Source organism: Roseixanthobacter liquoris, assembly GCF_043195135.2.
Taxonomy (GTDB): domain Bacteria; phylum Pseudomonadota; class Alphaproteobacteria; order Rhizobiales; family Xanthobacteraceae; genus NCEH01.
This window is the reverse complement of the sequence record NZ_CM195537.1, coordinates 1492736-1507518: the sequence shown is the minus strand read 5'-3', so window position 1 is coordinate 1507518 and position 14783 is coordinate 1492736. Positions and strand designations below refer to the sequence as shown.

The window sequence follows — 14783 nt, the reverse complement described above, 5'->3', positions numbered from 1 at the left end:
ATCTGATCCGTGCTCATGCCCCCTCCTGCCGCGCAAGCTGGCTGGCTTCCCAATCCTTGTAGGTGACGCCGGCACTGCCCTTCAGCTTCCACTCGATGGTCCCGTTGGAGGGACGGCCATGCACGACGGAGGCGGCGGCGCTGGGGCTTTTGAAGGCGTAGTTCTGGGTGAAGACGCAATGGCCATTTTGCTCCTGGAGCACGCCCATGCGCTTCAGCTCGTCGTGAAGCTGGGCATAGCTGCTGTTCTGCGTGTTCTGTCCCTCCCATTTGGCGCGGGCGCGGGAGCCGGCCTCCACCACGAACTCGCCGTCTTCCAGCGCGGCATGTGCCGTCAGCTCATACCTGCGGTTGACCAGCTCGAAGCGGGGCGCGACGGGCTCTCCCGGCATAAGGGCGGCTCGGGGCGCCGGGCGGGTGGAGCGGATGAACATGTCGATGCGCAAAGCGGGCAGCACCAGGAAGAGATAATTGAGGAAGGCTTCCATGTTGGACTGCGCGGCATCCGACAGGCCGGGCCGGGGCGGCGTGTTGCCATTATCGAGAATGACCCGGCCCACGGCGCGGGCCTCTTCCACCAGCCGCGCTTCCAGATACTTCACATGGGCTTTGTGGAGGTTGTTGGCGGCGGAGGTCACGAGGATGGCGGTGGTCCACCAGTCCTTGCGGGTGTCGTGGTTGCGGATGCGGTCCGAGATGTCTTCGCCTTCGCCGATATAGGCGCAGGGCTCGCCGTCCTTCTCCCCCAGCAGGAGATAGACGCCGGTATAGCGGGCCTCCTTGCGGGCGAGCGCGGCGGTGATCTGCGTCCGGGGGGCCATCAGGACATGGCCGGTCCAATTGAATACCTCCGCCGTCAGCATGCCATCCGGCCGCCCGTCGATGAAATACAGCTCCAGGGATCGCCCCTCGCCGATGGCGCTCATGCGGCCTCCTCCACGGCGGGCACAAGGCCACGCACGTCAATCTTGCCGGTGACGGCGGCGGAGATGAGGGCGGCGCGGCGTTCTTGGAGGAGGGTGATGGAGGATTCGGCTTCATCAGTCAGATTGTCAATCCGAATGATCTGCTCATTTATATAATCGTAAATCTTGGCATGCTCAGAAGGGGGCGGTGTCGGGATGTGAAAATTTACGATATCTGTTATATTTACATGTGGAGATGTTGCTCCAGCAACCTTGGCGAGAACTTGCTGAAAAACCGCCTCGCTGTTCAATGCCCACATTACGTACCCGGAATGGTAAGTTGCCTTGATCCTGAACATCATCATTCTTTGACCTAGGCATAGATCGACACCAGCAGGCACCAACGCGGCCATACCAAAACGCTCGCCCTCCCTCGAATAAAGGACATCTCCTGCGATAGGGGGCAGACGCTGAATCCGATCCAGATAAACTTCGTGCGAAACTAGTCGCGCTTGATGGAGCAATAATTTCCCCCGCTGCAGATCCGCAGTGCGCACGGCAGGGAACTCAACATCACCATCGTAGGCTGGGGTGGTGTGGAGGCAGTCCACAACATGGGATGCAGCATTCTTCACGCGCGATATTCCCCAATGCGCCGGCACTTCGCCCAGCCATTCCACGCCGGAATCCTTCATCGGAACCGTGGGATCGAGGCCCTTGGTGACCGCATGGGAGATGACGGCTTGCCGCTTCTCCGCCAGCAAGGCGATCAGCCGCCGCTGCTCCTCCACCAGCGCATCAATCTTCGCCGTCTCGCGGTCCAGGAAGGCGGCGATGGCTGCTTGTTCGGACGGGGGTGGGAGCAGGACTGCCATCTGCGAATGTTCCTGCGGTTCTAAATCCCATTGATTGGGGCGAATGCCTTTCGACACCGTGAGATAAGAAAATGTATATTCTGCAGACCTCATGAGATAATGCAGAAAGCGATCACATTGATCATGCTTCGGCGTAAAAACAAAATACGCGGGACTGACGATGCCGCGATATTTAGATACTGCGACGGAGCCTTGCCAGGCCTTCATTTTGTTAATTACAAGATCGCCTGGCTCGACCAACTGATATTGGCTTAAATCTTCAGATGGTTTGTTAAAATTATCATCCCTACTTGACTTAGGGACGACTCCATAATCGCGATATACCGATAACAGCTCTGCGTCTGGGTAGTCTGTGCGCTTCACGCGGCGAAACATTGCCCAAAGAGGAACAAGCTTCCATCCCTCAGGGACCTCGCCCATCCACTTAACGCCAGATGGCTTATAGGTCGGATAGCGCTTCATGCCGCCAGCCCCTCGATCATGGCCTTGATGCGGTCCGTCACCGCCTTCAGCTCGGCGTCGATCTCGACCAGCGGACGGGGCGGCTCGAACACGTAGAAGTGCCGGTTGAAGGGGATTTCATATCCCACCTTGGTCTTCTCGGGATCGATCCAGGCGTCCGGCGCGTGGGGCAGCACCTCGCGCTGGAAATAGGTCTCCTCATCCTCGGCCAGCGGCACATTCTCCGTATCGCGCAAGGCGCTGTCCGGCTGGGGCTTGCCCTTCTGCTTGCCTCGCTCGCCCAGAACGATCTTGCCCGCCGCATCCCGCAACGGCCGCTCCACCGTGATGGTGCGATAGCCGAAATCCGCATTGGCGAAGAGGCGCGAGAGCGGCGCCAGCTTCACCTTGCCACCCTCCGGCGCCACAGGGGCGGCATCGTTGGCGGTGAGCACGGCGCGGGACAGCTCCTTGCCCTGCGCATCCAGAACCGTGGCCAGTTGCGCCTCAGTGAAATCCCCAAACAGGCGGGTGATGGTGGCGATATGGTCGTCGCTCAGCTCCTTGCGCTTGGAGCCCAGGCTTTTGCGCATCTTCTGCCAGAAGCTGGACGCATCGATCAGCTGCACCTTGCGCTTGCGGTGCTCGGGCTTGCGGTTGGTGAGCACCCACACATAAGTGGAGATGCCGGTGTTGTAGAACATGTCCGTGGGCAGGCCGATGATGGCCTCCACAAAATCATTCTCCAGCACATGGCGGCGAATCTCGCTCTCCCCGCTCCCGGCCCCGCCGGTGAACAGGGGCGAGCCGTTCAGCACGATGGCGAAGCGGCTGCCGCCATCCTTCACCGGGCGCATCTTCGAAATGAGGTGCAGCAGGAACAAGAGCGAGCCATCGGAGACGCGCGGCAGGCCGGGGCCGAACCGCCCGTTATGGCCCTGCGTCTCATGCTCCTTGCGAATTTCCTTTTCCACCTTCTTCCACTCCACGCCGAACGGCGGATTGGACAGCATGTAGTCGAAGGTGGCGTGGGGGTGGCCATCGTCCGAGAACGTGTTGCCGAAGGCGATCCGGTCCGCATCCTGCCCCTTGATGAGCATATCCGCCTTGCAGATGGCGTAGGATTCCGGGTTCAGCTCCTGCCCCCACATGGTGAGGCGGGCTTTCGGGTTCAGCTCCGCCAGATGCTCGCCGGCCACCGAAAGCATGCCGCCGGTGCCCGCCGTGGGATCATAGATGGAGCGCACCACGCCGGGCTTGGAGAGGATGGCATCATCCTCAACGAACAGGAGATTCACCATCAGGCGGATGACCTCGCGCGGCGTGAAGTGCTCGCCCGCCGTCTCGTTGGAGATTTCCGCGAACTTGCGGATCAGCTCCTCGAACACCAGCCCCATCTGGCTGTTGCTGACCTTGTCCGGGTGCAGGTCGATATGGGCGAACTTCTCCGCCACCTGGTAGAGCAGCCCCGCCTTGGCGAGCCGGTCAATCTGCTGCTGGAAACTGAAATGCTCGAATATGTCCCGCACGGTGGGCGAGAAGCCCTGGACATAGGCGTAGAGGTTCGCGGCGATATGGTCCTGATCGCCCATGAGGCGCTTCATGTCGAACAGCGAGGTGTTGTAGAAGCCCTGCCCCGCCTTTCTGAGCAGGAACGGCGCCGGGTTCAGCCCCGCCGTGCTGCGCAACTCGAATTCCGCAAGCACGTCCGCCTTGGTGGGCGCCAGCACGCAGTCCAGCCGCCGCAGGACGGTGAAGGGCAGGATGATCTTGCCATATTCCGACTGCTTGAAATCCCCGCGCAAGAGGTCCGCCACGGACCAGATGAAGCTGGACAGCGCTTGTTGGTTCACGAACTTCCCCCAGAACGGCACGCGACGCACTTGTTCCGCTAGGTATCGCACAGGGGGCGAGGTTCGCGCCATATGGGAACCGGGAGCCAAATGCACCCGCCGATACGCGGCGGTGCGGTGCGCCGCGTCCTCGGGATGACCAGGGCTTAAGGGGCACCAGAGCTTATCAGGCAACGGCTCTGGCAGGCGGGTTTTGTTGCACACCCGCCTAACCGGCCACCTTCAGCGCTGCCGGCCGGTTTTGCGCCTCCACCCCTGAGCCCCACCACCCCGTTCACGCCTGCCTCGGCTTCGGCGCGGGCGGCCGTGCGCTGTGGGCACCGACCCAACCCATGAGGAAACCCATGATCCATTCTTGCGCCTCCGCTGCTCGGCGGGGCACGGCCTCATTGTGCCGAAAAATCCGAGACGCCCTCACCTCCTGGCTCTTCGTCAGCAGCCTTCCCCCCGTGGCGGTCTTCGCCCCCTATGTCGCCGCCACCTTCCTCAAGATGACGGGAGCGCTGGCATGATCATCGCCCATGCGGACGGCTCTTGCCTCGGCAATCCCGGCCCCGGCGGCTGGGCGGTGGTGATCGTCAGTGAGGACGGCACCACCCGAACCCTCACCGGCTCCGATGCCGACACCACGAACAACCGGATGGAATTGACGGCTGCCATTGCGGCACTCGGGGCCTTGCCCGCCGACGTTCCGTCCGTGCTGTTCTGCGACAGCGAATATGTCGTGAAGGGCGTCAATATCTGGCGGCAGGGCTGGGAGCGGCGGCACTGGCGCAATGCCCAAGGCAAGCCCGTCGCCAATCCCGACCTCTGGCGCCTCCTCTATGCCGCCAAGGACGCCAAGCCCAACGCCGATGTGCGGTGGGTTCGGGGTCATGACGGCGACGCGATGAACGAGACCGTCGATCATCTGGCACGGGCGGAGGCGGAAAAGGCCAAGCTGGCACTCCGCGCCCATCCGCCGGTATCGTCGCCCCTCGAACCCGCCCCCTTCGGTCGGACGGAAGGGGCGGCGCGGTGACGGACGAACTTCATCTTCTCGACGGCCCGCAACCGCCGGCCGCCGCCCCCGCGCCCATCGCCACCATCCTGGACATCGCCGATATCGTCACCCGCTCGGACTGGCAGGTCCGCGCCCAGATCGATCCCGGCATCGTGCGCAGCTACGCCACCGTCACGCGCACCGGCGGCACGCTGCCGCCCATCCAAGTCGCCCGCATCAACGGCGCCCTCTATCTCGTGGACGGCTGGCACCGGCTGGAGGCCGCTAAGCTCAACGGCGAGGCCTTCATCTGCGCCGAAGTCACCGACATGAGCGAGGAAGAGGCGCAATGGGCGGCGGCGCGGGCGAACCTCTCCCATGGCCAGCCCCTCAAGACCCGCGAGGTTCGCACCGTCTTCCGCGCCTATGTCAGGAGCCGCCAGCACAGGGATGGCCGGCGGTTCAAATCGTACCGGGAGATCGCCACGGATCACGCCCATCGCGTCGGCCACACAACGATAAGGAACTGGATGCAGCAGGACTTTCCCTCTGTGTTCCGCGCCATGGGCGAGGACAATGGGCGGGCGGAGGCCGGAGAAGCGCAAGGCATCCCGGCCATCACCGCCCTTGCCCGCGCCAAGGCCAGTTTGGACCAAGCGGCGGCGGAGGCACGGGCGCTGAACGAGGAGGATCGCCGGGAGCTGTTGCGGCACCTTCGCGAGATCGAGGCCAAGATCCCGGACGGTAGGCCGTGGGAGCCGACAGAAAATAGCGAAGAGGACGGAAACCCCGACTTCTGAACGACTTACCGGCGGGCTGTTCAAATTGAACACCTTAGACACCAGAATGGCCCGCCGGCCCTTGCAGCTCAACAACTCATCGGGATTTGCCCCGAACTGGCCTTGACCGGCGCCGTCCCGCACCACCCCGGCCAAATTCGCCGGAAATCCGTGAAGCCGTCTCGATAGAACCCAACGCGCGGTACATCCCCCGTCCCCCCGGTCGGCGCCAATCGGTGTGCGGCCCGCCGCCATCGCCGTGGGCGTCTTCCCTGAGTCCCTCTCCGGCGGCCTTCGCACATCCGGCGGGAGGCAGAGGAGAGCTGCCGTGCGGCACGGCTCGCCCCATACCGAAAGCCCCTCTGAAAACCACCGCTTCGGCCCCAGCATTTCCAATGCCCCGCGAAGGTCGTTGACGCCATACCGTAAACAGTTGTATTCGGTATGAATCTCACGACATCCCGGAACCCACCCATGCCCGCCAAGGCCCATCGGCGCGTCGCCTTCTATTTCCGCGTCTCCACCCACGATCAGACCACCGAGAACCAGCGGCGCGAGCTACAGGCCGTGGCGGACAAGGCGGGGTGGGATGTGGTGGCCACGTTCGAGGACGCCGGCATTTCCGGTGCCAAGGGGCGGCAACAGCGCCCCGGCTATGACGCCATGTTGAAGGCGATCACCCGGCGCGAGGTGGACATGGTGGCCGCATGGTCCGTGGATCGCCTTGGCCGGTCCATGCCGGACCTCGTGGCGTTCCTGTCGGAGCTTCACGCCCACGGTGCCGACCTCTATTTGCACCAGCAGGCCATGGACACCACCACGCCCTCGGGCCGGGCCATGTTCCAGATGATGGGCGTGTTTGCCGAGTTCGAGCGGGCCATGATCCAGGAGCGGGTGAAGGCCGGCCTTGCCCGTGCAAAGGCAGAGGGCCGCAAGCTGGGCCGTCCGACCATCGGCACCGATATGGAGACCCGCATTCGGGCACTTCGGGCGCAGGGCATGGGCATCGTGAAGGTGGCCAAGACGCTGGGGGTGGGCGTGTCAGCCGTGCAGCGAGTAGTTGGAGGCGGAGAGGCTCCGAAGGAGGTGTGAGGAGCTAGCTATGTTCCTCGCATCCATCTGCCGGATCTGTTTATTTGCCTATTCCTTAGTCGCCTGCGACCGGCTATTGCCGGGGTGGAAGTCCCCAAAGGTCAGAGCTAAACTCAAACTCAGGTAATTGTTGCCGGGGAGTGGGGTGTGACATTGCACTTGTTCTACTGTGACGAGACGAACCTTGAGGAGCGGGCGGGGGATTTCCTGATCTATGGCGGGTTGGTAATTGATGGCGCGACGGCTAAGGACTTCTCCGCCGCGATGGATGACCTACGGACACGCCATGGCGTCCCCCGGAACTACCACCTCAAATTCAACCCCGGCCCAGAGGGTTTCACGCATTCCCAGTTTATAGCCCTGAAACAGGAGGTCCTCGAACTGGCCGCGCGGTTCAATGCGCGCCTCGTAGTTTACGTCATCCTGCACGACATAGCGACAAACCCGGATGACGCTCGGCGCAACGGCATAAACACCGTCTGCTACCATTTTCATTGCATACTCAACCGCCTCGGGGGAACGGGCCTTGTGCTCATCGACCGCTTCAACGATGCAGGCAACGCGGTTGATGCGCACCTCCGGGACAAGTTCACAATCGGCCTAACCGGGCTGCCCTACAGTGCGGAGATGCGACTACCCAACATTGTCGGCTTCCATTACTCCGCCATTGGCCAGTCGCACTTCCCGAGCATCGTGGACGTGGCTCTTGGCTCTCTCCGCTTCGCGGTTAACGCACACACACGCGGCCGAACTGGGCAACTGCCGTCCGCGAACGCCCTGTTGGGCCTCCTCTCCCCGCTATTCTGGCGCATCGCGCCGGAGGCCCCTGTGCCTGAGCTGGGCTTCTTGTTCAGCCCAAAGGTAGTGCGCGCCGAGAGGTACCGCACGGCATATGAGAGTTTGAAGGCATTCCTGGGGGCCGGAGGCATCCCAACCGCACAGGCCATCACCGACATCCGGGCTTACTAGGCTTCATCCGCCTCCCCAAGGAAGCTTGCCCCTCAGCCGCAGCACTGGTACACAAACCATGCACCTGCGGCCTCACGATTCCTTTATTTGCAACGATTCTGCGCCTGGATCGACGTTTTCAATCCTCTCTCGCAGCACCATCTCAACTCATTGAAAACATTGGACCTGCGGACGGCTTCGACGCGACGGACAGGCCCGTGATATTGCGTTTCGGGCAGATCGTTGGCCGGACAGGCTCCGACGGCGCCCTGGCCGGACGCTGCCGCAAGCCTCGCACAAGCGCTGCGCCTCACGGTGCGTCCTCCTTGGCTTTCGAGGCGGAGCACGCCCTATGTTTGCGGTCATGCGCGGCAGCAATGCGCAAAATATACTGGACGGCATCGATAAATCGCAGGCGATCATAGAATTTTCGCTGGACGGCAAAATTCTCCGCGCCAATGCGAACTTTCTCAAAGTCATCGGCTATTCCGAAGACGAGATCGTCGGGAAACATCACTCCCTTTTCGTCGATCCGGCCTATGCGGCAACGGCGCAGTATCGCGAATTCTGGGCCGCTCTTGGCCGCGGCGAATTTCAATCCACCGAATTCAAGCGCATCGCGAAGGGGGGACGGGAAGTCTGGCTTCAGGCGTCCTACAACCCGATCTTCGATAATTCGGGCCGCCCCATCAAGGTCGTGAAGGTGGCAACCGACATCACCGCGGAAACGATCCAGAACGCCGATTACCGCGGGCAGATCGAGGCGATCTCCAAATCGCAGGCCATCGTACAGTTCGCGCTCGACGGCACCATCCTCACGGCAAACCAGAACTTCCTGGAGGCCATGGGCTACCGGCTCGAGGAAATCGTCGGCAAGCACCATTCCATGTTCGTGGAGCCCGCCGACCGCGCGACGCCGGAATACGCTGCATTATGGGCCTCGCTCGCCCGCGGCGAGTTTCGGAGCGCCGAGTACCGGCGCATCGGCAAGAACGGAAAAATCGTCTGGATCCAGGCGTCCTACAATCCCATCCTCGATGCCAGCGGACGGCCCTTCAAGGTGGTGAAATTCGCCACCGACGTGACGGCTCAGGTCGATGAGCGGCTGCGCCGCGAGGGCCTTCGCTCCCGCATCGACGCGGACCTCGAGAGCATCTCCACGGCGATCTCCGAAACCAACGACCAGGCGACGATCGCCGCGGCCGCCTCCACGCAGACCTCCAACAATGTGCAGGCGGTCGCCACCGGCGCGGAACAGCTTGCGGCTTCCGTGCGGGACATCGGCTCGCGCGTCGCCGAGGCCCATCGCATGTCGGCCCAGGCGGTCCAGCACAGCGAGACCACCACGGGAATCGTCTCCGGCCTCGTGGGCGCGGTCCAGAAGATCGGCGAGGTGACGCGCATCATCACCACCATCGCCGAGCAGACCAATCTGCTCGCGCTGAATGCCACGATCGAGGCGGCACGGGCGGGCGAATCGGGACGCGGCTTCTCCGTGGTGGCCACGGAGGTGAAGAGCCTCGCTTCGCAGACATCCAAGGCGACCGACGAAATCAGCGTCCAGATCTCCGCCGTCCAGGCGGCGACGCAGGAGGCCGCGAGCGCGATCAACCTCACGTCCGCGACGATCTCGCAGATCAACGACATCTCGGCCCACATCGCGACCGCGGTGGAAGAGCAATCCTCGGTGACGCGGGAGATGTCGCAGAACATGCAGGTCGCGGCGGGCAACGTGCAGGGCGTGATGAACAACATGCTCGCCATCGCCAATTCCACCAAGCGCGTCGACAGCGCCGCGCGGCAGGTGCGGGAAGCCTCGCGCGACATGGTGTGACGCGGGGGAGGTCGGCGGCCGGCTTCCGGAACGCCGCCCCCCGAAGGTGGACGACGGCCCACGCTTCGAGAACCGCCGGATCGATGCCGATCCGGCGGCCGAACGCGGTTCAGATGCCGCGGAATACCGGCTTGCGCCTTTCCAGGACGGCGTCGATGCCCTCCGCATCATCCGCGTTCTCATGGTTCTGCCGGCATAGGCCCTGGATAGCGCGAAGACCCGGGCCGAAACCGGCCGAGCGTCGCCGGTGCGCGCGGGCATGCGATCTTGCTCGTCCCGACGCTTCCGTCATGACCTCCACGAATATCGCCGGCCTCGCAGCGCGGCTTCGCCCAGCTGCGGTGAAAGGCGTCCGCATTCAGGGGCCGCAGGTCGGTGCCGGGGAAGCGCAAGAGCGCTCGCGAAGCGGAACAGGGATCGTTGCCGGTCGCGATGCGGAATTGCGTCGACGCCCCCTCGCCGCTTGAAAATTTGTTCGCCCCCATGTCGGATCCCGGCCGGCTCGCACGTCCTTAGGGAAGGTGAAGCATTGCGGAAGATTCGCATCGAGGGAGACGCAGATGAGTTACGTGGATGGCTTCGTGCTGGCCGTGCCGAAAGAAAACATGGCGGCCTACAAGGAACTGGCTTCGATCGCCGGCACGGTATGGAAGGAATATGGCGCGCTCGCTTATGTGGAATGCGTCGGCGATGACGTTCCCTATGGCGAACTCACCTCCTTTCCCCGTGCCGTGCAGGCGAAGGAGGGCGAGATCGTGGTGTTCTCCTGGATCGTCTATGAGTCCCGGGCGCAGCGCGACGCGGTGAATGCGAAGGTCATGGCCGACCCGCGCATCAAGCAGGGCATGGAAGGCCTGCCGTTCGACGGCAAGCGCATGATCTACGGCGGCTTCCAGACGCTGCTGGAGTTCTGAGCGCCGGCCCTCACGCGTCCAGCGTCTTGCGGGCGAAGCTCTCGATATAGTCCACGAGGCGCGCGGCCGCGGTTTCCGCCGCCGCGCCGTCGCGCCGGGCGATGGCGTCGGCAACGTCCGCATGCAGGCGCGCCGCCAGCGGCAGGTCCGCCACCTGCTTGTAGTGCAGATACCAGAACCGGCGCGAGAGCCCGTGCATCAGGCCCATGGAGCGCATGGCGAATTCATTGCGCGCGGCCTGGGCGATCAATTGGTTGAAGGTGCCGTCCAGGCGCATGAAGGCGATATCGTCCTCCTCGTCGCCGGCCTGGCGCATGGCGGCGGCGATCTGCGCGAATTCGCGCCGCTCGCCCTCGGTGGCGCGCTCGGCGGCGAGGCCCGCCATCAGCTTTTCCAGCACCCGGCGCACTTCCAGCAGGCGCAATTGGGTGCGCAGATTGATTTCCGAAACCAGCACGCCGCGCCGCGGCAGCACCACCACCAGCCCGTCGCGCACCAGGCGCTGCAAGGCCTCGCGAATCGGCGTGCGGCCGATGCCGAGCCGCTGCGACAGCGCCAGCTCCGACAGCGCCGAGCCGGGCGGGAGCTGAAGCGTGGAGATCAATTCCTCCAGCATGCGATAGGCGCGGTCGGTCAGGCTGGTATCGTCCCCCGCCTCACCATCGGCCGGGGCCGGCGCGACGGACGCGACCGGCGCCTCCGGCTCGGGAACCGCCGCCGCCTTGGCGCGCCGCGCGACCGCACGGGCCGGCGTGCCCACGGGCTCATCCTGCGATGGGAGGGGCGTGCGATGCGTCGCCTTTTTCGCCATGGACTCAACTCCGTGATGCGCGTGCCCTGTGTCATCACGGACGCCGTCGATGGTCAAGGCAAGCCCTCCTTTCGCAATATGGAATTTGCCTCTTGCAGACATTCAAATCATATATTTATGATATGTCAGAATGAAAGACGGGCATAGCCTGCAGGGGAGAAACGCCAAATGAACATCACCCGCCGCGCGCTCATGCGCGGGATCGGGGCCGCTGGCCTTGCCGCCACCGCTCCCGGCATTTTCGCGCCCGCCATCGCTCAGGCGAAGCCCGTGCGGATCGGCATCCTCGCGCCCCGCTCCGGAGCCATGGGCACGGTCGGCGAATGCGGCATCCGCGCCGTCCAGTGGGCCGCCGAGCGCATGAACAAGGACGGCGGCATCGCCGGCCGGCCAATCGAACTGGTGATCGAGGAGGAAACCTCGCCCAAGGACACGATCGAGCGCTTCCGCCGCCTGGTGCTTCAGGAAAAGGTGGATTGCGTGCAGGGCCTGATTTCCACCGGCGTCAGCCTCGGCGTCGCCCCCGCCGCCGAAGAGGAACAGGCGCTCCTCATCATGTGGGACGGCACCACCCAGGACGGCGTGAAGGAGGCCATGCCGAAATCCAACTATGTCTTCCGCTCCACCGACAATGAGTGCGAAGCGGTGATGGCCTCGCTGCTGTCGATCAAGTATTTCAAGGGCAAGATCAAGCGGATCGCCGGCATCAACCCGGACTATTCCTACGGCCGCAACAATTGGGAGGCATTCCGCCAGATCCTGGCCCGCGCGGGCATCGAGGTGGAGGTGGTGGCCGAGCAATGGCCCAAGGTCGGCACCATGGACCTCACCTCCCATGTCGCGGCGCTGAAGGCGGCGAAGCCGGATTTCATCTTCTCCTCCATGCTGTTCGCCGATCTGCCGGTGTTCATGAAGCAGGGCTCGGCCGCCGGCCTGTTCGAGGGCGTCAACATCGCGCTTCCCGCCGCCGGCTGGCAGATCAACCAGTTGAAGAAGGAATTCATGCCCGAGAATGTGATCTTCGGGCACAACACGCTGTATTTCGCCCTGCCCACCGCCTCGCCGCTCCAGAAGGCGTTCGTGGACGATTACATGGGCCGCTACAAGGAAGCCCCCCATTGGGAGGCGGACCGGGCCTATTTCGCCCTCGCCGCCTATAAGGCGGGCGTGGAAGCCGCCAGCAAGGCCACCGGCCGCTGGCCCAAGCTCGACGAGATCATCGCCGCCATTCCCGAGCAGAAGGTGCAGAGCCTCGGCGGGCCGGGCCAGTTCCGCAAGGACAAGATCGCCGAGCAGACCTTCTACCAGGGCCTCTCCACAAATAAGAATACTTACGACTTCCCCACCCTCTCCACCGTCGACAGCTTCACGGCCGACCAGCTCCAGAAGCCGCCGGGCGTGGATTTCTGGGACTGGATCAAGACCTCCAAGCTGCCGGTCTGAGGAGCGGGCGCGACATGACCGTCTTCCTCGACGTGCTGCTCGGCGGCGTGTTTCACGCCGCCATCCTCTTCCTCGTGGCCGCCGGCCTTCAACTGGTCTTCGGCGTCCAGAAAATCGTCAATCTCGCCTGCGGATCCTTCTATGCGCTCGGGGCCTATTTCGGCATCACGGCCGTCGGCTTCGCGGCCCAGCTCGGCTTGCCGAGCTTATTGGTGCTGCCGGTGCTGATCCTCGCCGGCCTCGCCATCGGCCTGGTCGGCCTGCCGGTGGAACGGGTGCTGCGCACGATCTACAATCGGGACGAAAGTTACCAGCTCCTGATCACCTTCGGCTTCCTGCTGATGTTCCAGGATGTCTTTCGCTTCTTCTGGGGCGCGACGCCGCGCACGCTGGATAATGCCTATCTGGTCTATGGCACCGCCGAATTCCTGGGCGTGCAGGTACCGACCTATAATCTGCTGGTGATCGCCGCGAGCATCGCCATCGCGCTCGCCCTCGGCCTGTTCCTCCAGCGCACCCGCATGGGCCGCATCATCCGCGCCACGGCGGAAAACCGGAACATGACGGAAGCCATGGGGGTGGATTCCAACCGCATCTTCGCCGCCGTCTTCACGGTGGGCTGCATGCTCGGCACGGTGGGCGGGGCACTCGTCGTGCCGGCCTCCGCCTCCTCGCTCGACATGGCGGTGGAACTGGTGGTGGAGGCGTTCGCCGTGGTGGTCATCGGCGGGCTCGGCTCCATGCGCGGCGCGCTCGCCGGCGCGCTCATCGTCGGGCTGATCCGCGCGGCGGCCATCATGGTGCTGCCGGAGGCGGAAATCCTGTCCATCTATGTGGTCGTGATCGCGGTGCTGATCCTGCGTCCGGCCGGGCTTTTCGGGAGGGCGGTCGCGTGAGGATTGAAACTTCGGTTCGCGCGGTGGCCGCCCCCGCCGCTCCGCCCATCTCCCGCCCCAAGGGATTGTGGGCGCTGCTGGTGATCGTGGTGGCCATGGCGGCGCTGCCGCTGATCGCCTCCACCTATACCCTCACCTTGATGGTGCCGTTCTTCGGCTTCGCCATCGCTTTGCTCGGCTTCAATTTGCTGTTCGGCTACACCGGGCTGCTGTCGTTCGGCCACGCCATGTTCCTCGGGATCGGGGCCTATGCCACCGCGGTGCTCACCAGCAAGCTCGGCGTGCGCGCGTTCGAGCTGATCCTGCTCACCGCGATTGCGGTGTCGGCGCTCATCGCCCTGCCGGTGGGCTATCTATGCGTGCGCTACACGCGCATCTTCTTCGGCATGCTGACGCTGGCGTTCGGCATGCTCTTCCATTCCGTGCTGTTCAAATTCTACGGCCTCACCGGCGGCGACCAGGGCATGCGGGTGGTGCGGCCGCTGCTGTTCGGCCTGGAGTTCGAGGGCGGGAAGACCGCCTATCTCACCGGGCCGTTCTATTATTACGCGCTCGGCCTTCTTGCGGTGCTCGGCTTCGTCATGTGGCGCATCGTGCGCTCGCCGTTCGGGCTGCATCTCCAGGCGATCCGCGAGAATGCGCAGAAGGCGTCCTATCTCGGGGTGCAGGTTTCGCGCACGCGCCTTGCGGCGTTCGTCATCTCGGCCATCTATGGCGCGGTGGGCGGGGCGATCCTGGCGGTGTCCATCGGCCTTGCGGACCCGGAGATGGTCTATTGGACCCAATCCGGCAACCTCGTCTTCATGGCGGTGCTGGGCGGCTCCGGCTCGTTCGTCGGCCCGGTGATCGGCGGTCTCGCCTTCGTCCTGCTCCAGGACAGCGTGATGGCGGCGACCCAATATTGGCGCTTCGTCATGGGCGCGATCCTGGTGCTGCTGGTGATCTTCTTTCCGCGCGGCATCGCGGGCATCGCCGGCGACGTCGTCGCCCGCTTCAAGAAGGGATCCTGAT

At 63.9% G+C, this 14783-nt stretch carries 14 protein-coding genes; 10 read left to right on the top strand and 4 right to left on the bottom strand.

Annotated features, from left to right (window positions below):
• Positions 1 to 13 precede the first annotated feature (13 nt).
• From V5F84_RS06770 to V5F84_RS06760, 3 genes are read right to left on the bottom strand one after another with little or no spacing between them, the layout of a single operon-like run.
• Positions 14 to 925, bottom strand: a complete 912-nt coding sequence (locus tag V5F84_RS06770; RefSeq protein WP_394042187.1) for a GIY-YIG nuclease family protein — start codon at positions 923 to 925, stop codon at positions 14 to 16.
• Complete coding sequence (locus tag V5F84_RS06765) at positions 922 to 2241, bottom strand: restriction endonuclease subunit S (RefSeq protein WP_394042188.1); 1320 nt, start codon at positions 2239 to 2241, stop codon at positions 922 to 924. The genes V5F84_RS06770 and V5F84_RS06765 overlap by 4 nt, the downstream gene beginning before the upstream one ends.
• The gene (locus tag V5F84_RS06760; protein ID WP_394042189.1) at positions 2238 to 4073 is read right to left on the bottom strand and encodes a type I restriction-modification system subunit M; all 1836 of its coding nucleotides are present in this window, start codon (positions 4071 to 4073) and stop codon (positions 2238 to 2240) included. Before V5F84_RS06760 ends, V5F84_RS06765 begins: the two co-directional genes overlap by 4 nt.
• Positions 4074 to 4581: 508 nt before the next feature.
• On the opposite strand from V5F84_RS06760, the gene rnhA reads away from it, so the two are divergent.
• From rnhA to V5F84_RS06725, 7 genes are all read left to right on the top strand, one after another.
• The gene (gene rnhA, locus V5F84_RS06755; RefSeq protein ID WP_394042191.1) at positions 4582 to 5094 is read left to right on the top strand and encodes a ribonuclease HI; all 513 of its coding nucleotides are present in this window, start codon (positions 4582 to 4584) and stop codon (positions 5092 to 5094) included.
• Positions 5091 to 5855 (top strand): ParB/RepB/Spo0J family partition protein, encoded by a 765-nt coding sequence (locus V5F84_RS06750; RefSeq protein WP_394042192.1) that lies wholly within the window; start codon positions 5091 to 5093, stop codon positions 5853 to 5855. Before rnhA ends, V5F84_RS06750 begins: the two co-directional genes overlap by 4 nt.
• 453 nt (positions 5856 to 6308) lie before the next feature.
• The gene (locus V5F84_RS06745; protein WP_394042193.1) at positions 6309 to 6926 is read left to right on the top strand and encodes a recombinase family protein; all 618 of its coding nucleotides are present in this window, start codon (positions 6309 to 6311) and stop codon (positions 6924 to 6926) included.
• Between the two features lie 147 nt (positions 6927 to 7073).
• Positions 7074 to 7895 (top strand): hypothetical protein, encoded by an 822-nt coding sequence (locus tag V5F84_RS06740; protein WP_394042195.1) that lies wholly within the window; start codon positions 7074 to 7076, stop codon positions 7893 to 7895.
• 331 nt (positions 7896 to 8226) lie between these two features.
• A complete protein-coding gene (locus tag V5F84_RS06735; RefSeq protein WP_394042196.1) occupies positions 8227 to 9708 on the top strand; it encodes a methyl-accepting chemotaxis protein in 1482 nt (493 codons plus the stop codon).
• A gap of 46 nt (positions 9709 to 9754) precedes the next feature.
• Complete coding sequence (locus V5F84_RS06730) at positions 9755 to 9907, top strand: hypothetical protein (RefSeq protein ID WP_394042197.1); 153 nt, start codon at positions 9755 to 9757, stop codon at positions 9905 to 9907.
• Between the two features lie 361 nt (positions 9908 to 10268).
• The gene (locus V5F84_RS06725; protein WP_394042198.1) at positions 10269 to 10622 is read left to right on the top strand and encodes a DUF1428 domain-containing protein; all 354 of its coding nucleotides are present in this window, start codon (positions 10269 to 10271) and stop codon (positions 10620 to 10622) included.
• Positions 10623 to 10632: 10 nt separating this feature from the next.
• On the opposite strand, the gene V5F84_RS06720 is transcribed toward V5F84_RS06725, so the two are convergent.
• The gene (locus V5F84_RS06720; RefSeq protein ID WP_394042199.1) at positions 10633 to 11433 is read right to left on the bottom strand and encodes a GntR family transcriptional regulator; all 801 of its coding nucleotides are present in this window, start codon (positions 11431 to 11433) and stop codon (positions 10633 to 10635) included.
• Positions 11434 to 11601: 168 nt separating this feature from the next.
• Between V5F84_RS06720 and V5F84_RS06715 the strand changes: the two genes are divergently transcribed.
• From V5F84_RS06715 to V5F84_RS06705, 3 genes are read left to right on the top strand one after another with little or no spacing between them, the layout of a single operon-like run.
• A complete protein-coding gene (locus tag V5F84_RS06715; RefSeq protein WP_394042200.1) occupies positions 11602 to 12876 on the top strand; it encodes an ABC transporter substrate-binding protein in 1275 nt (424 codons plus the stop codon).
• A 14-nt stretch (positions 12877 to 12890) separates the two neighbouring features.
• Positions 12891 to 13772 (top strand): branched-chain amino acid ABC transporter permease, encoded by an 882-nt coding sequence (locus V5F84_RS06710; protein WP_394042201.1) that lies wholly within the window; start codon positions 12891 to 12893, stop codon positions 13770 to 13772.
• On the top strand, positions 13769 to 14782 hold the full coding sequence (locus V5F84_RS06705) for a branched-chain amino acid ABC transporter permease (protein WP_394042202.1): 1014 nt from the start codon (positions 13769 to 13771) through the stop codon (positions 14780 to 14782). Before V5F84_RS06710 ends, V5F84_RS06705 begins: the two co-directional genes overlap by 4 nt.
• Position 14783: the final 1 nt, after the last annotated feature.